The sequence below is a fragment of the Pseudomonas sp. DW-iso3 genome (assembly GCF_058725305.1).
Map to the genome: position 1 here is coordinate 64,131 of NZ_JBZXDZ010000004.1, position 17,838 is coordinate 81,968.

Sequence of the window (17,838 nt, forward strand, 5' to 3'; positions counted from 1 at the left end):
AAGCCCGCTCCCACAGGGGGGTTCCAGTGTTCAGGAGACCGGGTTAGTTCTTATCGATATCCACATGCCGCGTTTCCTTGAGGCAGATCATTCCCACAATCAGGCTCACGCCGGTCACCACCACCGGGTACCACAGGCCATAGAAAATATCGCCGGTGTACACCACCAGGGCGAACGATACGGTCGGCAGGAACCCGCCAAACCAGCCGTTGCCGATGTGGTAAGGCAGGGACATCGAGGTGTAGCGGATGCGTGTCGGGAACAATTCCACCATCAACGCTGCCAGCGGGCCGTAGCACATCGCGGCGATCAGGATCAGCGCCACGATCAGTACCACCACCATGGTCTTGTTGACCTGGGCCACATCCGCCGAAGACGGGTAGCCGGCGAGGGTCACGGCGCCGCGCAGGGCTTTTTCGTCAAACCCTTCGATCCGCACGTCGCCCACGCTCACCTGTACCGGGCTGCCGGCCGGGGCGGCGGCGCTGCTGTAAGGCAGGCCCTGCTTGACGAGGAAGGTCTTGACCTTGTCGCATGGGCTGTCGAATTTCGCCTTGCCCACCGGGTCGAACTGGAAGGTGCAGGTGGCCGGGTCGGCCAGCACGGTGATCGGTGCCTGGTTGCTGGCCTGGTCCATCGCCGGGTTGGTGTAGTGCGCCAGACTCTTGAAGATCGGGAAGTACAGTGCGGTCGCCAGCAACAGACCGAGCATCAGCACCGGTTTGCGCCCCACTTTGTCCGACAGCCAGCCAAAGAAGATGAAAAACGGTGCGCCAATCACCACGCTGATGATCAGCAGCATGTTGGCCAGGGCAGGGTCCATTTTCAGGAACTGCGTGAGGAAGAACAGCACATAGAACTGCGCCGCATAGAAAGTCACCGCCTGGCCGCCGTTGATACTGAACAGGGCAATCAGCACGATCTTGAGGTTTTCCCATTTGCCGAATGAATCGCGGATCGGCGACTTGCTGGCCTTGCCTTCCTCTTTCATTTTCAGGAACGCCGGCGACTCATGCAGGCTCATGCGGATCCAGGTGGAAATACCCAGCAGCACGATGGAGAACAGGAACGGAATGCGCCAGCCCCACACTTCGAACTGGTCCCCGGTGAAGTAACGGCAGGCCAGCACTACCAGCAACGACAGCAACAGGCCGAGCGTTGCGGTGGACTGAATCCAGCTGGTGTGGAACCCACGCTTGCCCGCAGGCGCATGCTCCGCCACATACGTGGCCGCGCCGCCGTATTCGCCGCCCAGCGCCAGGCCTTGCAGCATGCGCAGGACGATCAGGATGATCGGCGCTGCAATACCGATACTGGCGTAGGTCGGCAACAGCCCGACGCAGAAAGTCGCCACGCCCATCAGGATGATGGTGACCAAAAAGGTGTATTTGCGCCCGATCATGTCGCCCAGGCGGCCAAACACCAGTGCACCGAACGGGCGCACCACAAAGCCGGCCGCGAAGGCCATCAAGGCAAAAATGAACGCCGTGGTGTCGTTGACCCCGGCAAAGAACTGCTTGCTGATCACCGCCGCCAGGGCGCCGTAGAGGAAAAAGTCATACCACTCGAACACCGTCCCCAGGGACGAGGCGAAGATGACCTTCTTGGATTCGTTGCGGGTGATGGCGGTATTGACCGCCGCGCCCAGGGGTTGAGCTTGTTCTGACATCGGGTAGCCCTCACAGTGATTATTTATTGTTGTTCCACTGTCGGCGCCAACCTCAGCGCCGGTTGTCCTACGGGTCATGCGGGTGCAGTCATTTCTCTCTCGGGGGCAAGGTTCCTTGTAGTCGGCGAAAGGATCAGCTGGGCGGCCTTCTCCGCGATCATCAGCGTAGGCGAACAGGTGTTGCCGGACGTGATGCGCGGCATGACGGACGCATCGGCGATGCGCAATCCGGGCACCCCGTGCACCCGCAGTTGAGCATCCACCACCGCGTCTTTATCGCTGCCCATGCGGCAAGTGCCGACCGGGTGGAAGATCGTCGTCCCGATACGCGCGGCGGCTTCGTGCAATTGCTCTTCGGACTGCAGCGAATCGCCCGGCAGGTATTCCACCGGTTTGAACTGGCTCAGGGCGGGTGCGGCAACAATACGGCGTGTCAGGCGAATCGCGTCGGCGGCCACCCGCAAGTCTTCCGGATGACTGAGGTAGTTAGGGCGGATCAGCGGTGCGTCCGCCGGGTTGGCCGAGCGAATGTCGATTCGTCCGCGACTTTGCGGGCGCAAGTCGCAGACCGATGCGGTAAACGCCGGAAATGCGTGCAGCGGTTCGCCAAAGCGCTCAAGCGACAGCGGCTGTACATGGTATTCGAGGTTGGCCGACGTCTGTTCCGGGCCCGAGCGGGCAAACGCGCCGAGTTGGCTGGGCGCCATCGACAACGGGCCGCTGCGGTCGTACAGGTAGCGCAGGCCCATGCCCATCTTGCCCCACAGCGTGCCCGCGATCTGGTTGAGGGTGCGGGCGTTTTCCAGCTTGTAGATGAGCCGAAGTTGCAAGTGGTCTTGCAGGTTGCCACCGACGCCCGGCAATTCATGCAGTACGTCGATGCCCAAAGGTTTAAGCACATTGGACGGGCCAATCCCCGAGCGCTGCAGGATGCCAGGCGACCCGACGGAGCCGGCGCACAGCACGATCTCCTTGCGCGCTTTCCAGCTCACCTGTTGGCCATGTTGGCGCGCGATCACCTGGGAGGCCCGACCGTTTTCCAGCAACACGAGGTTTACGTCCACGTCGGTCAACACCGTCAGATTGGAGCGCTGGCGGACCGGCTTTAGAAACGCCTTGGCCGCGTTCCAGCGTACGCCGGCCTTTTGATTGACCTGGAAGTAGCCGCAGCCTTCGTTGTCGCCCTGATTGAAGTCGTTGACAGGGGCGATGCCACTCTGCGCTGCCGCATCACGAAAGGCATCCAGGATCGGCCAATGCAGGCGCTGCTGTTCGACGCGCCATTCACCGCCGTCGCTATGGAATTCCGAGCCGCCGGCAAAGTGGTTTTCGCTCTGCTTGAACAGCGGCAGCACGTCTTTCCAGGCCCAACCTGCGTTGCCTTCTGCCGCCCAGCCGTCGTAATCCTGGGCCTGGCCGCGCATGTAGATCATGCCGTTGATGGACGAGCAGCCGCCCAGCACCTTGCCCCGTGGGTAACTCAGCGCACGGCCTTGCAGGCCTTCCTGGGCTTCGGTCTTGAAGCACCAGTCGGTGCGCGGGTTACCGATGCAGAACAGGTAGCCGACGGGAATATGGATCCAGGGGTAATTGTCGCGGCCGCCGGCTTCAAGCAGCAGCACCCGGTGAGCAGGGTTGGCGGACAGTCGATTGGCCAGCAGGCAGCCGGCGGGGCCGGCGCCTACGACGATGTAATCGTATTCAGCAGTAGCAATGGGCATCGCAAGCCTCGCTTGTTTTTCTTATGGTTCCATCCTAGTTGTTAGTTTTCGTCTTAAAAATGTTAGTTTTTACCCAGCTGCTGTGCGTTTTTAAACAGCGTAACCGAGGCTCATGCAATGGAGGCGTTATGTTCGACTGGAACGATCTGCGGTACTTTCTCGAGTTGCAGCGCAGCGGCCGCCTGCTCACCGCCGCGCAACGCCTGAAAACCACGCATGCCACCGTGGCCCGGCACATCGAGGCCATCGAGAAGAGCCTCGGCACCGCACTGTTTGTGCAGCATGCCCAGGGCTACGAGCTGACCCCCGCCGGCGAAGCCCTGCTCAAGCATGCCGAAGCCATGGAAAATGTCGCGCTGCTGGCCGAAGACGAACTGACCCACTCCGCCGCGCCTCTGGGCAAGATCCGCCTCGGGGTGGCCGAAGGGTTGGGCGTGATGTTCCTCGCCAGCCGCATGGGCGGGCTGTTCGATCGCTACCCCGGATTGGAAGTGGAATTGGTGGCGGTGCCGCGCTTTGTCAGCATCCTCAACCGCGAAGCGGAAATCAGCATCCATCTTGAGCGTCCCAGCGTCGACCAACTGGTCACGCGCAAACTCACTGATTATCGCCTGGCCCTCTACGCCAGCCGCACTTATTTGGACCGCAACCCACCGATTGAGAAGCGCGAAGACCTCGCGGCACATGCGTGGATCGATTACGTGGACGACTTGCTGTTCAGCCAGGAGCTCAAGTTCCTCAGCAGTTTCTGCCGCAACCCCAAGGTGGTGTTCCACAGCACCAGTGTGATCGCCCAGCACCAGGCCGCGCGATCCGGGTTGGGGATTGCAGTGTTGCCGTGCTTCATGGCCTCGGGCGATCCGGAATTGGTGCCGTTGCTGCCGGGGGAGGGGATCCAGCGCAGCTACTGGATCAGCTCGCGCCGGGAGTTGCACAAGTCGGTGCGGTTGCGGGTGTTGTGGGATTACGTGGTGGAATTGTGTGCGCGCGAGCAACGTTTGTTGCTCGGCGAACCCCTGTAGCCGCGTTAGAGTTTCACCACCTGATGCACCTGCTCCGCGCAAGCCCGCGCATCCTCAATCATCTTCCCGAACGCCGTGCTGACAATCTCGTCATGGCCCAACCATCGCACCTTCTGGCTCAGGCGATAGTGGTAGCGCAACCCGCCAGCCTGTCGTGAGCCCTCCAGATCCATGTCGTACCAGGGCGAGCGCACCTGGCAGCCAGGGATAGTTTTTTCCATCTGCCCGCCGCTCAGGGTGATGGTGTAGTCATGGGTTTGCGGATTACCCAGATCTAGCTCGGCCTGCTGCCCTTGTCGGCGATAGTTGATAAAGCCATCCCAACGACCCTTGAGCGATTCATCGCTGTACACATAGTCATTCGCCAGCTTTTCCAGCGCCCGCTGGTCATTCATCTGCGCCGTGACGGTATACCCGTCATGCACCACAAAGCCGGTGGCCGCGCGGGTGATGTGGCAGTCGCTGATCTCGTTGCCGAAGTTGGCGCAGATGTCCTGGTCGGTCGCGGTGCTGCCTTGCTGGCGGTCGGCGACGCTCAGTTGCATCAGCGGCAGGCGGCTGAAGGTGATCGTGGCCTGGGTGGCGCCGGCGCCTTGCTGGTCGTAGCGCACCTGTTTGTCCAGGCGCAGGGTGGTTTCGGGACGTTCCAGGGGGATATGTTCTTCGCGCACTTGACCCTGCGCGTCGTTGACCAGCACCCAACGGTCCTGGATGTCGGGCATGACTTGGCCGGGAGCAAACACCGGGTTGGTCGGGTCGAGCCACCACACCTGGCCGTCCACTTCGGCGCGCACGATCGCGTGGTTCGGCGCCTGGGTGCCGGGGATCAATAGCGATTCGACCACATCACCACGGCTGACCCAGGCGGTCTCGGCCTTGATGCCAGTGGCTTTGAGCAAGGCGGTCAGCAGGATTGCCAGGTCCTTGCAGTCGCCATAACCGTGCAGCTCGATTTCATCGAGGTTGAACGGCACATAGCCGCGCTCGGTCGCACGCCAATCACCCAGGTAACGGTAGTGATCGTTGATGTGCTGCATCAACGCGGCAACCTGTTCCGCCGGCGCCAAACCGCGTACGGCCGTTACAGCTGCAGCACTCTGCGGCGGCAGGTTGGCACCGAGGATCTGGTTGTAGGCTTGAGCGAAACCACCGAAGTACGCCTGGCGCTCCAGGGCGCTACCCACCTCGATACGCGGGATGCGCAACAACGCGGCGTTGGATGCTTCGTTGATGTAGTTGAGATAGGTCGGGGTCTTCTGCACCACGTCCAGGGTCTTGCCGTTCTGCGACACGCTCACGTTGAAACCCTCGAACAGTTCGCTGCGCCACTGGAGGGGGCGCTCTGCCGTAAACCGCGCTTTGAACCGGTCGCGCCGCGCCGGGCTGGGGCCGAATTTGAGGACGTAATGAAACTGGGTCATCAAGGGCTTGGCGGCGTGGTGCTCGCGCACGGTGTAGCGAATCTGCGTGCCGACGCGCAGGTTGGGGAAGGCCAGGGAGGTCTGCTTATCACGGCTGAAACCCTGGTCCGGGTTGGGCGCGGTGCGGGTGTCGATTTGCGTGGCATCCAGGGCCACCGGCTTGGCGCCGGGCTGGGTGGACTGCGCGCTGAGCACTTCGAAAGTGTCGCCCTCGGAGTAATCGAAGTCGATGCGCGAAAGCATTTCGCGGCCGTTCGGCTTGAGGATCGTATAGCGGTAGGTGGTGGTGCAGTCGGTACTGGCGTCACGGTTGAAGTGGCAGTGCAACTCGGTGTCGCTGGCCAATGGCGCTTCGGCCAGGGGCTGTAGCGCGGCGAACACGCCAGGAGCAGCAAGCCCCAGGCTGATGGCAATCAGGGGGCGGTGAAACGAAAAACGGTACATGGGCGCCTCAGGTGACACATTGAAACAGCTACCCCGACGGGTAGCGAGAAGGCGCTGGATGATAATGGGTCGCAACTGAGAAAGCCAGGATTGTTCGACAATTATTACGGCTGAAAGGCCCGTTCTAGAGCCTTTTCTTTGATTTGTGTCAGTCGTTTCGCAGTTCGAAGTCGGCGCTGGCTAGCTTCTCTCCGTTGATCAGCACGTGGACCACGTGTTTGCCGGGGTAATGCTTACGCGTGGTCAACTCGCGGATATGTTGCTCGCGTCGCAGGCTGTGACACTCACCCGCGCCGAGGGTAAACGCCTTGAGCTTGAACACCTTCGCCGCACTGTGGCCGGCGCTTTTCACGTAGTCGATGGCGTAGTCCACCACCAGCTTCTGTGGCGTGGCGGCCGTAGATTCGAGGGTGAAGGAGAGGTTGATGCGTTCGCCCAGGTTGATCACCGCTGGCGTGACCTGCAGGTGGTGGATCTGCACCTCGGCCTTGGCGCCGGCGCCGATGATCGTCAGCGCGCGGGTGTTGCCTTGCTTGATCAGGCTGCGCAAGGCATGGCGGGCGATCCACGCGGTATGAGGGTTATCCAGGCTCCAGCCCTCGATCAGGCTGAGCACCCAGTCCGGATGATCCTTGGTGATGTCATTGAGGTGGTTGGCCACGGACTTGCGCACGTAGAGACTGCTGTCGGCCTTGAGGTTGTCGAGGATCAACGCGCACAGCTCAGGGTCAGCCTGCACCTGGGCCAAGCGGAATGACCACGGCAGGCGCGGTCTTGAACCTTCACTGGCGAGGCGGCGCACGTGCTCGTTGTCATCCAGCGACCAGGCTTGCATCACCGCCAGCGTGCGCGGGAAATCGTGCAGCAAAAAGTGGCGGATGGCGAATTCGGCGGAGCCAAAGGTGGTGAAGTACTTGAGCGCGGCCATGGAGCGCTTGAAGTCATCCAGCCCGTAACTCGCCACGAAATGCGGCAGGAACAGGCTGACAAACGCGCTGTTCAGGCGCGGGGCCAGCGCGTAAAGCACCTTGAGGGTCTGCGGATAGTCCAGCGGGATCACCGCGTACAGACTCTCGCTGACCCGCGCCATGCGCTGCATCACCGACAACTCGGCCAACCCGGCCTTGGCGTGCTTGAGGAAGCCCTTGGCGTCGAACGCCGGGTACACCGCCGTCATCTCATTGGCGATGTGTTGCAGGCGTTCGACGTTGAAGATGTCCTTGAGGGCCGGGGCGCTTTGGTCGGTCATCGGTGATTCCAGTGGCGGTTAGAGAAACCAGCGGTATTCCCGCGCGTGGATCTCTTGTTGGAAGGCCAGATGGTCCTGGCGTTTGTTTTCGCAGTACACGTCGACAAATTCGGCGCCCAGCTTATCGCGCAATACCGGTTGATGCTGCATGGCGCGCACGGCGTCAAGCATTTCCAGGGGGAAGTCAGTGCCGCTGCTGCGGTCCTCGTTCAGCGGGGCGATGGGTTCGTGCTTGGTTTCCAGGCCGTGCTCCAGGCCGACGAGGATCGCCGCCAGCACCAGATACGGGTTGGCATCGGCACTGGCCAGGCGATGCTCGATGCGCAGGTTGCGTGGGTCGGACTCGGGGATGCGCACGCACGCGTCGCGGTCTTCAAAACCCCAACTCGCACGGGTGGCGGCGTTGACCGTAGCGCCCAGGCGGCGGAAGGCGTTGTGGTTGGGCGAGAAGATCGGCATGCAGTGGGGCAACAATTCCAGGCAACCGGCCACGGCATGGCGCAACGGTTGCTGCTGGTGCGCCGCCAGCAGGTTATTGCCCGCGCCGTCATACAGGCTGACATGCACGTGCATGCCGCTGCCGGGGTATTGCAGGTAGGGCTTGGCCATGAAGCTGGCGCGGTAACCGTGCTTGAGCGCCACGCCCCGGGTGCTGCGGCAGAACAGGGCGGCCCAGTCGGCGGCGCGCATTCCATCGTCGAGGTGACCGAAGTTGATCTCAAACTGACCGGGTCCGATTTCAGCGGTTATCACCGTAATGTCTACGCCCTGGTCCTTGGCGGTTTGCGCCATGTCGTCCAGCACTTCACTGAAGCGCGACAGCCGTTCGATATGCAGGTTGGGCTGGTCGTCGGCGTCATCGCTCAGTGGGTCGCGAGCAAATTGCGGCAGCCCGTTGTCGAGTTTTTTGTCGAACAGATAAAACTCCAGCTCGAACGCCACCACCGGGTGAATACCCTTGTGCTGCAGGCGCTCCAGCACTTTGGCCAGCACTTCACGGGGTTCGAATTCGATGGGCGCTTCGGTGCCGTCTGATGTGATCAGCATCTGACCCAATGGCTGCGATTCCCAACTCACCGGCTTGAGCGTGCCCGGCACCAAGCGGCGGTTGGCATCCGGGTCGCCGTCGTTGAAGCAATAGTCGCCAATCTTGAACAGCCCGCCCTGGACCCCTAGCAGCACGGCGTTTTGCGGTAGCTTCAACGGGCTGCCGGCGGCGACTTTTTCCAGCATCTCGATGGGATAACGCTTGCCGTAGAAATGCCCGGGAATGTCCAGGGCGATCAGGTCGACATAACGCACGTCGGGATGGTTCTGGCGAAAGGTCCGGACTTCGGCCAGTAACGTGGAGGCATGGCTTTTCACGGGTGCAGCTCCTAGTTGTAAACCCACAACACGCGGGCGGGCAGGTCGGTCAGATTGGCGTAGCGGCAATGGGCAAAGCTGGCCAGGTGAAAGCTGTCGCCGGGGCCGAGGGTGACGGAGTCGGCCTCACCCTCTACCCACAGCGTCAACTCGCCCTCCAGCACAAAACCGGCCTGCTCGGCGCGGTCGCTCATGGTTTGTTCGCCGCTGTTGGCACCGGGCGCCAACAGGCTGTCGAGCATCGAAAAGGCGCCGTTCATGCTCGGCGAGACGAGGATGTCGGTGATGCCATTGGCGTAATACACCGTGCGCCGCTCGTTGGGGCGCGTGATCCAGTCCACGGCCTTGGGCTTGGGCTGGCTGTAGAAGTAGGTGGTCGGGACATCGAGCGCGTGGCTGATGGCGGTGAGGTCCGCCACCGTCGGGCGTGACAGGCCGCGCTCGACCTGGGACAGGAAACCCACCGAGCGCTCGATTTTTTGCGCGAGCTGGGCGAGGGTAAGCTTTTTGTGCTTGCGCAGGTCGTGGATCAGCGCGGCGAGGGTGGCGAGTTCTTCTTGTGGGGTCATGAAATTTATTTCGATAAATTTCATGAAAAATTACAGGATTTATTTCACGCAGGCAATGACGTCCTTCAAGCGGTTGGGTGTGAGGCTTGATTGAATGATCATGCGCGCTAGCGGTCCGAAGTTGGGTACGCACCATTCATTGAAGGAGCACCCATGAAGTCCAGATCCCTACTCGCCTGCCTGCTGGTCGCCACCAGCCTGTCCACCGCCAGCTTCGTCGTGCAGGCCGGTGATACCCCTCAGGAAACCGTGCAACCTTCGAATATCAACACCCGCGACCTGAAAGAAGGCGACCGTGCGCCTGATATCCTGATGCGCAAGGAGTCGGCTGTCAGCGACTGGAAAAAACGCGGACTCAAACAGCCTGAAGAAGACAGCCAGTGGGCGCGGGTGGGCGATAAATTCGTGCTGCTCAAGACCACCAACGGCACCATCCTTGAGATCACGCCCGTCAAGAAATGACCTTGCATTTCTGCCCTGTTCTTGAGTTAAGGTAACCGGCTGAAAAGTCCGCGTTACCTTCAAGGAAAGAGAGCAGGATGCTTGCCACAATAAGAAACTACCCCCGCACCGTTAACCTGCTGCTGTCCGCCACGTTGCTGCTCACGCTGGCCAAGGCAATCACGTTTCCGTACCTGGTGATTTACCTCACCAGTCACTTCGCCCTCGATATCACACAGGTCGGTCTGGTGATCGGCAGTTCGCTGATCGTCGGCTCGCTGCTCAGCGTGTATGGCGGGTTTCTGGTCGACCGTATCAACAGTTATCGGTTGCTGCTGGCCTTCAGCGTGTTGTTTGTGCTGGGCTTCATCGGCACCGTGCTGGCGCGGAATATCTGGGCGTTCTACAGCTGCCTGATCCTGATCAACCTGGCTTACGCGGTAATCGATATCGCCGTCAAAGCCGGCTTCGCCAGCCTGTTGCCCGAAGATGCACGTAGCGAAGTGTTTTCCATCAAGTACACCCTGACCAATATTGGCTATGCCGTAGGGCCTTTTTTCGGGGCGATGATTGCCAAGCTGGATATCAGCTTGCCGTTCATCCTTTCGGCGCTGCTGGGGGTGAGTTTTTTCCTGCTGTACTGGCGCTGGGGCGACCGTACTCTGACGACCGTGGATGCCACGCAAAAGCCAGTGCCGTTCCTTGCCGTCGGCCGGGTGTTGTTAAGGGATCATCGCCTAGTCTGCTTCACCCTAGGCGGCGTGCTCAGCGCCGTGGTGTTCGGTCAGTTCACCGCGTGGCTGTCGCAATACCTGGTGACCACCACCACCGCCGAATACACCTACACCGTGGTCAGCGCTGTGCTGACCACCAACGCGGTGTTGGTGATTGCCCTGCAATACGTGATCGGGCGGCGTATTTCGCACCGCTACCTGGGCCAGTGGCTGATCGCGGGTCTGGGCATGTTCATGTTGGGAATCGTCGGATTCGCGCTGTCCACCAGTGTGTTGTGGTGGGTGCTGGCGATGGCGGTGTTCACGGTGGGGGAGATCATTGTGTTTCCGGCCGAGTACATGTTTATCGACCGAATTGCCCCGGACCACCTGCGCGGCATGTACTACGGGGCGCAGAATCTGTCCAACCTGGGGGCGGCTCTGGGGCCGGTGCTGTGTGGGCTAGTGCTGGCCAGCCTACCGGCCCACTACATGTTTTACATGCTGGGAGCGTTCATTGTCGGGGGCGGGGTGTTCTATTTCATCGGGGCGTCGTTAAAGGCAAATCATCCAGCGTGAGCTTGCCCATGGTGTTGCTGTGCAGTTCGTACCGCAACTCTTCCACCATCTTTTCGACTTCTTGCGGGGTTTGCAGCCGATTGGTGCTGATCCCGGTCACCACCAGGTCGACCCGGCCGGTTTCGGCGTCGTAGACCTTGAGGGTCAGCGACGCGTCCCTGCACAGGGTGAACTCACACGTCAGCGGCGACAGGCCTTCTTCGATGCAATTTCGCAGTTGCGAGAGGGTAAACATGCAAGTTCCTTCAGGGCAAAATGTTCGTTCCCTGAAGGGTAGGGCGCGCCTCGCGTTGCAATAAGGCGAATTCGCACTAGCCACACTAGTGCATTTGCACTTTCATGGCCTACTTCTTAACACGCAATTCCCCGGCAAACAGCCCGCGCTCACGGGCCCAAACGATGGCCGCGCTGCGGCTGTGCACGCCCAATTTCGAATACACCGTGGCCACATGGTTACGCACGGTATTGGGCGCCAGTGTCAGGCGTGAGGCGATCTCTTTGTCGGCCAGGCCCTCACAGATCAGGCCGAGCACGTCACGCTCACGGGCGGTGAGGTCGGTGTAGGCGATATTCGGCTTGTTGGGGCTGTTGACGCTTTTGGCGTTGGCGAGTTTTTCGATCAGCGTCTGGCTGAACCACGAGGCGTCCTGCATCACTTCCTCGATGGCCGCCACCAGCTCCAGCTCGGAGCGTTTGCGTTCGGTGATGTTCATCATCACCAATAGGTAGCACGGCACGTCCTCAATGATCACGGTGTCGGCGGACACCACGCAGTCGATCACCTCATTGCCTTTCTTGCGCACCTTGAGGTCCTGGCCGTCGAGGTTGCCGGCTTTTTCCAGGGTGGTGAAAAACTGCGCGCCCGCCTGGGGGCTGTCGATAAAGCTGATGTCTTCGATGGACTTGCCGATCAGCTCTTCGCTGGTGTAGCCGGTGATGCTCATGAAGGCTTCGTTGATATCCACTACCTGGCGGTTGCTGGCGCTGCACACCAGGGTCGGAACGGGCGTCAGGCGGAAGGATTTGGCGAAGCGCTCCTCACTCTGGCGCAGCGCGATTTCTGCTTTGCGCCGCGGCTCCAGATCCATGAACGAAAACAGCATGCAGTCTTCTTCGTTCATGTCCAAAGGCTGACCGGCAACAATCACCAATTTGCTGCCGCCCTCAGGCAAACGCAGCTCGGCCTGCATCTGCGGGATGGTGGCGCCTTCACCCAGGCGCTGGATGGCCAGGTCCTTGCGTTCGGCCTGTTCCAGCACATCCAGCTCATAGACGGATTTACCGATGACCTGGTCGCGGTTGTAGCCGGTCATTTCCAGGAAACCCTGGTTGACCTTGATGTAACGCAAGTCACTCAGGCGACAGATCACCGCCGGCGCCGGGTTGGCGTTGAAGGTTTTTTCGAAGCGCTGTTCGGCGCTGGCCCATTCGGTGGCGTCGCTGAGGATCAGTACCAGTAATTCAGGCTCGCCACGGGAGTCGGTGATCACCAGGCTGCGCAGGCGGTGGACCCAGGTTTTCTCTTCATCGGCAGTGGGCGTGACTTCCACCACCACGTCGCTGAATTCATCGCCCGCGGCCGCTCGGGCCAACGGGTAGTTTTCTGGCTGTATTGGGTGGTTGTTGCGGTAGCGCAGGGCGAAGCGCTTGGCATATTGCTGGCCATCGGCCCCTAGCCCCATCACGTCGCCCACACCATGCATGGCGAGGGCTGCTTCGTTGGCCCAGAGAATAGTTTGATCCATCTCGGCCAGAATCACACCGTCGGACAGCCCGGAGATGATCTGCTGCAGTTGGCGACGGTTGGTTTCTTTGGCTAGAACGTCCTGGGTCATGAGATCTCCGGGGTTTTGGGCGCATGGAAAGTACGACATCCGCACCTCAGGATAGTGCAAAGAAAATCCGCAATACGGGGTACGAATGCACTAGATGACCTGGTGCATTTGAGCGGGGACGGCAAGCCGCAGGCTCGCCAGACTGAAATGGTCAATCACTGTAAAAGGATCGAACATGACCACTGTCTATGAAGCCAACCGTTCGCTGTTTCGCGTGTCCTGGAGTTCCGTGCTGGCCGGTAGTGCAATTGCGCTGGTGACCTACCTGGTGCTGAGTGTGCTGGGAACGGCCATCGGTGCCAGCGCTGTCGACCCGATGAAGGCGGGCAACCCGCTCAGCGGTTTTGGCACGGGCGCGGGGATCTGGCTGTTCGTCTCGACGCTGGTGGCAATCGGCGTGGGGGCCTTTGTGGCTGGGCGGACCGCCCCGGATCGTGGCGGCCTGCACGGCGTGCTCACCTGGACCCTGACCACCTTGCTCACTACTTGGCTGCTGGCCGGGCTGGCCGCCAGTGTCGTCGGCACCGCCGGCAATGTGGTGGGCAAGGGCCTGTCGGCAGCCGGAAGCGGCATCGCGGCGGGAGCGCCGGGCCTTGGCGACACCGTCAAGCAGCAACTGAACGAGCAGGGCATCCAACTGGATTGGAACAGCCTGCAAGGTGAACTCGACACCTTGCTCAAGCAAAGCGGCAAGCCTGAGCTGGACCCGGCCAACGTCGAACAGAAATCCGATCAGGCCGCCGCCGATGGCAAACAGACCGCCACCGACGCTGCGATCAACCCGGCCCAGGCGGGCGATCAGTTGAAGCAATGGTTCGAGCGTGTCAAAGCGTCTGGTGAGCCTGCGTTGAATGCTGCGGATAAAGACGCGTTGGTCAACATCGTTGCTGCCCGCACCGGTAAGAGCAAGGCAGAGGCCACGCAGATCGTCGACAACTATGCCCAGGCTTACCAACAAGCCATGCAAAAGGTCGATGAGTTGAAGCAGCAGGCCGAGCAGAAAGCCCGTGAAGCCGGTGAAGTGGCGGCTCAACAACTCTCCCGTGCGGCTTGGAGCACCTTGGCTATGTTGCTGCTGGGCGCAGCGCTGAGTTTCTTTGTGGGACGCATGGCCCTGACCACGCGTCGAGTGCCGTTGGCTTAACGGCGTGTGCAGCAAGGACGCTGCTTTTCGCCGGCATCAAACCTGCCACCGTCGGCAGCCATCCGGTTGCTGGATCAGTTGGGCAGGTGCGGATGACAGGTCGGCATCAACCTCAATGAATGGGTAAAATGCCGGCCTTTTACGCGTATCCCGCAAAGGTGCCCCTTGAGTGCAGGCAAAGCTGTCGGACTGTTATTACTCACATCCATGCTGGCGGCGTGCGGCACCTCGCCGCCACGCACGCCCAATGACCTCTGCGGTATCTTCCGCGAAAAGGACGACTGGTACGACGCCGCCAAAGTCACGCAAAAACGCTGGGGCGTGCCGATCCAGGTGCCGTTCGCCATCATGTATCAGGAGTCCGGCTTCCACCAGGACGCCCTGGCCCCACGCAAATACCTGTTGTGGATCATCCCCTGGGGCCGCGTTTCCACCGCTGCCGGCTACGCCCAGGCCAAGGACGAGGTGTGGAACGACTACCGCAAGAGTACTGGCCGCAGCGGCGCCAGCCGCCAGGACTTCGACGACGCCATCGACTTTGTCGGTTGGTACATGGACAAGACCTACACCGTTAACGGCGTATACAAATACGACGCTTACGGCCAGTACCTGAACTACCACGAAGGCTGGGGCGGCTACCGCCAGCGCACCTATGCCGCGAAGGCGTGGTTGCCGCCAGTGGCCAGCAAGGTACAGGCGCGTTCGCAGATGTATGCGGCGCAATATGCGCGGTGCAAGGATGATTTGGGGCGGGGGTTTTGGAGTCGGTTTTGGCGGTGGTTGTAAGAGGGTAAACGCTGTTCCCACGCTGCATGAATAGTGCAGCGTGGGGGAGGATCTACATCTTGATCAACCAGCCTACCAGAGGCACTATCATCAACGTACTCAACGCCATGGAAGTGACATTGCCTATATACGGATGAAAGTGTACGGGCAAGCGCCCCGCAATCGCAGAGGCCAGTGGCGGAGCGATCAGCGCCCCGAGCAGTGCACTTGAAGCGATGACTGTCCAACTGCCACCATGGGTCAATACAGCCGCCGGGACTACAGAGACCAGCGGAACGTAGGTCGGATACCAGCCTCGTTTCATCCACTGTTTTCGCCAGATCGCGACGCCCAACGCCGATGTCAACGCTTGGGCCGCCAGCAGGGGCAAGACCAGGCCTGATCCATACGCCGGGCTGATCGGGTTCAGTGCATAGGCCACCAGCACACCTGCCAGCAACCCGAGACTGGCGAGCTCGTTGCCGAAAAAAGGCGCTTCGGAAAAATCTGCCAGCACCCGACGCAGGCCCCAAACAATACCGTAAGTGGGCGGTCTGGCGGGTGCTGGCTTGGCGGGGGCTATGTAGTCAGAACTCACCAACGACGGCACTCGACGACACAGTACAAACGCAATGACACTGCCGATCGCCATGCCCACCACGTTGCCGATCACCACTGGAAGACCCAGTGGAACGCATACGAAGTTCACGATCAGCATGCAAATGGGTGTCACCAGCAATGCGCCCAATACAGCACCGTTTACAGCAACTTTCCAGCCACCGCCGAACATCAGCACCATGGCTGCCGGTAACGAGACGAATGCCGCAAACGTTGGCTGCCAGGTCTGTGCAGTGACGCTCCAGCCCCACAGAAGATTACTCAGCATTAGCCCCAGCAGTGAACTTGTCACCAGCCAAGGCCATAGCCCTGTTCCGTAGGAAATAGAAAATCCTTGCCAGGCTTTACCGTGCTTGCTCGCCCACCATGCCAGGTAGGCGCCGCTCAACAAACCGAATGATGCCAATTCGTGCTTATAGAAGGCTACTTCGCTGATATCCCCGACTATCCATCGAAGCCAGGCAACAGGATGGGGCAGGCTTGCAACCATTTCGGCGTAGCCCGGCCATGACCATTGATTGCTGAGCGCCACCCAGAGCACCAGTACCATGCTGGCAAACCCCAACATCAGGACGGTGAGATCTACCCTGGACCGGCGGGCCCTAGTTTCGGTAATGAAGGTTTTCATATAGCACCCTCCGATCAGCGTGGAAGGGCAGGGTGTCGGGAGTAGCCGAGCATTTGATCGTAGAGATCAATGCGTCGATCACGCTGCAGGTCATTGAGGCTGTTCCAGATCGGAGCACTGCGGGCGCTGGTGATATCAATGTCGGCGAACAGGATTTCCTGGCGATTGGCTGAAGCTACCGCGCCAATCGGCCAGCCGTTGGTTCCGGCAATCAACGAGCATCCGAGGTAACGCGCTTCACGCTCTTCGCCGATGCGGCTGGCGGCAGCGATAAACACGTTATTGACGTGGGCGGCGGTCATCGTCAGGTACGACGCCATGCATTTGCCTGCCTCATCGAATAGCGGCGGTGGCGTCCATACCCAATTGTTCAGGCTGCAAATAATATCGGCGCCCTGCTGGCTGAGAATACGTGGCACCTCCGGGAACCAGATATCCCAACAAATCAGCAAGCCAATACGGCCTATCGGTGTTTCAAATACTGGAAATCCGGTATCACCCGGAGTGAACCAGAGTTTTTCCAGGTTCCATAGATGTGCCTTGCGGTATTTGCCGATGAACCCGTCGGGACCTAGCAGCACAGCTGTGTTGAACAACTGCATACCGTCTATTTCACACAGGCCTGTCACCAGGTACACCTGGTGTTTGCAGGCAAAATCTATCCATGCCCGCACACTTTCGCCGCCTGGAATCAGCTCGGCATGATCAAAGGCATCCTGGCGACTGCTGAAGAAATACCCGCAATTGGTGAGCTCGGGCAGTACGATCAGGTTGGCTCCACCGTTTGCAGCTTCGGTCGCCAGTGCAAGACTTTGATGCAGGTTGCTGGACCGGTTGTTCATGCCAACCTGAGGGTCCAGTTGGATGACTGCTACGCGGGCGGGGCTTGCTGGTTCGCTCATGGCGGTGACCTCTTATTGTTATACAACCGGGAGTCGGTTGGGCGTTTATAAGAGGCGACCGAATGTTTAATTGAAAGTCAGGTGATTCCCCTTGAGTTGTAGTCTCTTTCTTTTATGGTTCGGCTTTGTAGATTGGGTAGTCATGCATGGTAAAGCCTCCGTTGAAATTGGCTTGGGTTCTATTACAAATGGCTATCACGGTATCAATTGCTCCCCTGAAGCAGGGCTCTGTCCAGCCCGAATCTACGGAGAAGGATTCGCCGCAGAGGTACAAACCCCCTGAACGACACCGCGTTAACTCGAGTGCATGCCCTCCAGCGACGGTTCCACCTTCACACTTGCCAAACCCACCCGATTCTGGGAAAACCCACCCTTTTGTACCGTCAACGAGCGCCCTATGAGCACCGAAGAACTCCGAATCACCGACATCCGCCCCGGCACCGGCAAAACCGTGGTGAAGGGCGCGCTGATCACCACTCAATACACCGGCACCCTGGAAGACGGCACGGTGTTCGATTCTTCCTGGGAGCGCGGCAAGCCGTTCCAGTGTGTGATTGGCACCGGGCGCGTGATCAAGGGCTGGGACCTGGGCTTGATGGGCATGCAGGTGGGCGGTGTACGTACCTTGTTCGTGCCGGCGCATCTGGCCTATGGCGAGCGATCGATGGGTGCGCATATCAAGCCCAACAGCAATCTGCGTTTTGAGATTGAGTTGTTGGAAGTACTGACGCGGGACGATTGAGGGCGAGTGAA

At 60.2% G+C, this 17,838-nt stretch carries 16 protein-coding genes and 1 pseudogene; 6 read left to right on the forward strand and 11 right to left on the reverse strand.

What is annotated here, in order from left to right; translation table 11 throughout:
• Positions 1–43: 43 nt before the first annotated feature.
• Complete coding sequence (locus AC4PS7_RS12520) at positions 44–1,669, reverse strand: MFS transporter (protein WP_010211312.1); 1,626 nt, start codon at positions 1,667–1,669, stop codon at positions 44–46.
• A gap of 74 nt (positions 1,670–1,743) precedes the next feature.
• Complete coding sequence (locus AC4PS7_RS12525) at positions 1,744–3,390, reverse strand: GMC family oxidoreductase (RefSeq protein ID WP_492179445.1); 1,647 nt, start codon at positions 3,388–3,390, stop codon at positions 1,744–1,746.
• A gap of 128 nt (positions 3,391–3,518) precedes the next feature.
• On the opposite strand from AC4PS7_RS12525, the gene AC4PS7_RS12530 reads away from it, so the two are divergent.
• Positions 3,519–4,412 carry a LysR family transcriptional regulator gene (locus AC4PS7_RS12530; RefSeq protein ID WP_010211310.1) on the forward strand — a complete coding sequence of 298 codons (894 nt, stop codon included), beginning with the start codon at positions 3,519–3,521 and terminating at the stop codon, positions 4,410–4,412.
• 5 nt (positions 4,413–4,417) lie between these two features.
• Here the strand turns inward: AC4PS7_RS12530 and AC4PS7_RS12535 are convergent, their stop codons facing one another.
• The 4 genes from AC4PS7_RS12535 to AC4PS7_RS12550 all read right to left on the reverse strand — a co-directional run bounded on the left by AC4PS7_RS12535 (position 4,418) and on the right by AC4PS7_RS12550 (position 9,460).
• A complete protein-coding gene (locus tag AC4PS7_RS12535; protein WP_492179446.1) occupies positions 4,418–6,277 on the reverse strand; it encodes a DUF3857 domain-containing transglutaminase family protein in 1,860 nt (619 codons plus the stop codon).
• Between the two features lie 148 nt (positions 6,278–6,425).
• The gene (locus AC4PS7_RS12540) at positions 6,426–7,526 is read right to left on the reverse strand and encodes a DNA alkylation repair protein (RefSeq protein WP_137206141.1); all 1,101 of its coding nucleotides are present in this window, start codon (positions 7,524–7,526) and stop codon (positions 6,426–6,428) included.
• A gap of 18 nt (positions 7,527–7,544) precedes the next feature.
• Positions 7,545–8,891, reverse strand: coding sequence for a glutamine synthetase family protein (locus tag AC4PS7_RS12545; RefSeq protein WP_010211307.1), 1,347 nt, complete (start codon positions 8,889–8,891; stop codon positions 7,545–7,547).
• 11 nt (positions 8,892–8,902) lie between these two features.
• A complete protein-coding gene (locus tag AC4PS7_RS12550) occupies positions 8,903–9,460 on the reverse strand; it encodes a helix-turn-helix domain-containing protein (protein WP_010211306.1) in 558 nt (185 codons plus the stop codon).
• A gap of 153 nt (positions 9,461–9,613) precedes the next feature.
• Between AC4PS7_RS12550 and AC4PS7_RS12555 the strand changes: the two genes are divergently transcribed.
• Positions 9,614–9,922 carry an RcnB family protein gene (locus AC4PS7_RS12555; RefSeq protein WP_010211305.1) on the forward strand — a complete coding sequence of 103 codons (309 nt, stop codon included), beginning with the start codon at positions 9,614–9,616 and terminating at the stop codon, positions 9,920–9,922.
• Between the two features lie 77 nt (positions 9,923–9,999).
• Entirely contained in the window at positions 10,000–11,193 is a 1,194-nt protein-coding gene (locus AC4PS7_RS12560; RefSeq protein WP_042571491.1) for an MFS transporter, read from the forward strand.
• Here the strand turns inward: AC4PS7_RS12560 and AC4PS7_RS12565 are convergent.
• Both AC4PS7_RS12565 and AC4PS7_RS12570 read right to left on the reverse strand, forming a co-directional pair.
• Complete coding sequence (locus AC4PS7_RS12565) at positions 11,156–11,428, reverse strand: DUF1652 domain-containing protein (protein WP_010211303.1); 273 nt, start codon at positions 11,426–11,428, stop codon at positions 11,156–11,158. The two genes, AC4PS7_RS12560 and AC4PS7_RS12565, sit on opposite strands and share 38 nt — an antisense overlap.
• Before the next feature lie 109 nt (positions 11,429–11,537).
• Positions 11,538–13,028 (reverse strand): PAS domain S-box protein, encoded by a 1,491-nt coding sequence (locus tag AC4PS7_RS12570; protein WP_492179447.1) that lies wholly within the window; start codon positions 13,026–13,028, stop codon positions 11,538–11,540.
• Between the two features lie 175 nt (positions 13,029–13,203).
• Here AC4PS7_RS12570 and AC4PS7_RS12575 point away from each other — a divergent pair, with 175 nt between their 5' ends.
• Positions 13,204–14,172: a hypothetical protein gene (locus AC4PS7_RS12575; RefSeq protein ID WP_492179448.1), complete on the forward strand. Its 969-nt coding sequence runs from the start codon at positions 13,204–13,206 to the stop codon at positions 14,170–14,172.
• Between the two features lie 165 nt (positions 14,173–14,337).
• Entirely contained in the window at positions 14,338–14,958 is a 621-nt protein-coding gene (locus AC4PS7_RS12580) for a transglycosylase SLT domain-containing protein (protein ID WP_021493370.1), read from the forward strand.
• A gap of 52 nt (positions 14,959–15,010) precedes the next feature.
• Here AC4PS7_RS12580 and AC4PS7_RS12585 read toward each other — a convergent pair whose 3' ends face one another.
• The 3 genes and pseudogenes from AC4PS7_RS12585 to AC4PS7_RS12595 all read right to left on the reverse strand — a co-directional run.
• Entirely contained in the window at positions 15,011–16,183 is a 1,173-nt protein-coding gene (locus AC4PS7_RS12585) for a hypothetical protein (protein ID WP_350487558.1), read from the reverse strand.
• A 14-nt stretch (positions 16,184–16,197) separates the two neighbouring features.
• The gene (locus tag AC4PS7_RS12590) at positions 16,198–17,085 is read right to left on the reverse strand and encodes a nitrilase family protein (RefSeq protein WP_042571494.1); all 888 of its coding nucleotides are present in this window, start codon (positions 17,083–17,085) and stop codon (positions 16,198–16,200) included.
• 112 nt (positions 17,086–17,197) lie between these two features.
• Positions 17,198–17,362: pseudogene (locus AC4PS7_RS12595) on the reverse strand (FAD-dependent oxidoreductase); the annotation flags it as partial.
• Positions 17,363–17,482: 120 nt separating this feature from the next.
• Here AC4PS7_RS12595 and AC4PS7_RS12600 point away from each other — a divergent pair.
• On the forward strand, positions 17,483–17,827 hold the full coding sequence (locus AC4PS7_RS12600; protein ID WP_010211294.1) for an FKBP-type peptidyl-prolyl cis-trans isomerase: 345 nt from the start codon (positions 17,483–17,485) through the stop codon (positions 17,825–17,827).
• Positions 17,828–17,838 lie beyond the last annotated feature (11 nt).

Excerpts from the sequence above, each read along its gene's own strand:
- AC4PS7_RS12600 (WP_010211294.1), top strand. The coding sequence starts at position 17,483 with ATGAGCACCGAAGAACTCCGAATCACCGACATCCGCCCCGGCACCGGC.
- AC4PS7_RS12520 (WP_010211312.1), bottom strand. The coding sequence starts at position 1,669 with ATGTCAGAACAAGCTCAACCCCTGGGCGCGGCGGTCAATACCGCCATC.
- AC4PS7_RS12530 (WP_010211310.1), top strand. The coding sequence starts at position 3,519 with ATGTTCGACTGGAACGATCTGCGGTACTTTCTCGAGTTGCAGCGCAGC.
- AC4PS7_RS12560 (WP_042571491.1), top strand. The coding sequence starts at position 10,000 with ATGCTTGCCACAATAAGAAACTACCCCCGCACCGTTAACCTGCTGCTG.
- AC4PS7_RS12570 (WP_492179447.1), bottom strand. The coding sequence starts at position 13,028 with ATGACCCAGGACGTTCTAGCCAAAGAAACCAACCGTCGCCAACTGCAG.
- AC4PS7_RS12555 (WP_010211305.1), top strand. The coding sequence starts at position 9,614 with ATGAAGTCCAGATCCCTACTCGCCTGCCTGCTGGTCGCCACCAGCCTG.
- AC4PS7_RS12575 (WP_492179448.1), top strand. The coding sequence starts at position 13,204 with ATGACCACTGTCTATGAAGCCAACCGTTCGCTGTTTCGCGTGTCCTGG.
- AC4PS7_RS12525 (WP_492179445.1), bottom strand. The coding sequence starts at position 3,390 with ATGCCCATTGCTACTGCTGAATACGATTACATCGTCGTAGGCGCCGGC.
- AC4PS7_RS12540 (WP_137206141.1), bottom strand. The coding sequence starts at position 7,526 with ATGACCGACCAAAGCGCCCCGGCCCTCAAGGACATCTTCAACGTCGAA.
- AC4PS7_RS12585 (WP_350487558.1), bottom strand. The coding sequence starts at position 16,183 with ATGAAAACCTTCATTACCGAAACTAGGGCCCGCCGGTCCAGGGTAGAT.
- AC4PS7_RS12590 (WP_042571494.1), bottom strand. The coding sequence starts at position 17,085 with ATGAGCGAACCAGCAAGCCCCGCCCGCGTAGCAGTCATCCAACTGGAC.
- AC4PS7_RS12550 (WP_010211306.1), bottom strand. The coding sequence starts at position 9,460 with ATGACCCCACAAGAAGAACTCGCCACCCTCGCCGCGCTGATCCACGAC.
- AC4PS7_RS12535 (WP_492179446.1), bottom strand. The coding sequence starts at position 6,277 with ATGTACCGTTTTTCGTTTCACCGCCCCCTGATTGCCATCAGCCTGGGG.
- AC4PS7_RS12565 (WP_010211303.1), bottom strand. The coding sequence starts at position 11,428 with ATGTTTACCCTCTCGCAACTGCGAAATTGCATCGAAGAAGGCCTGTCG.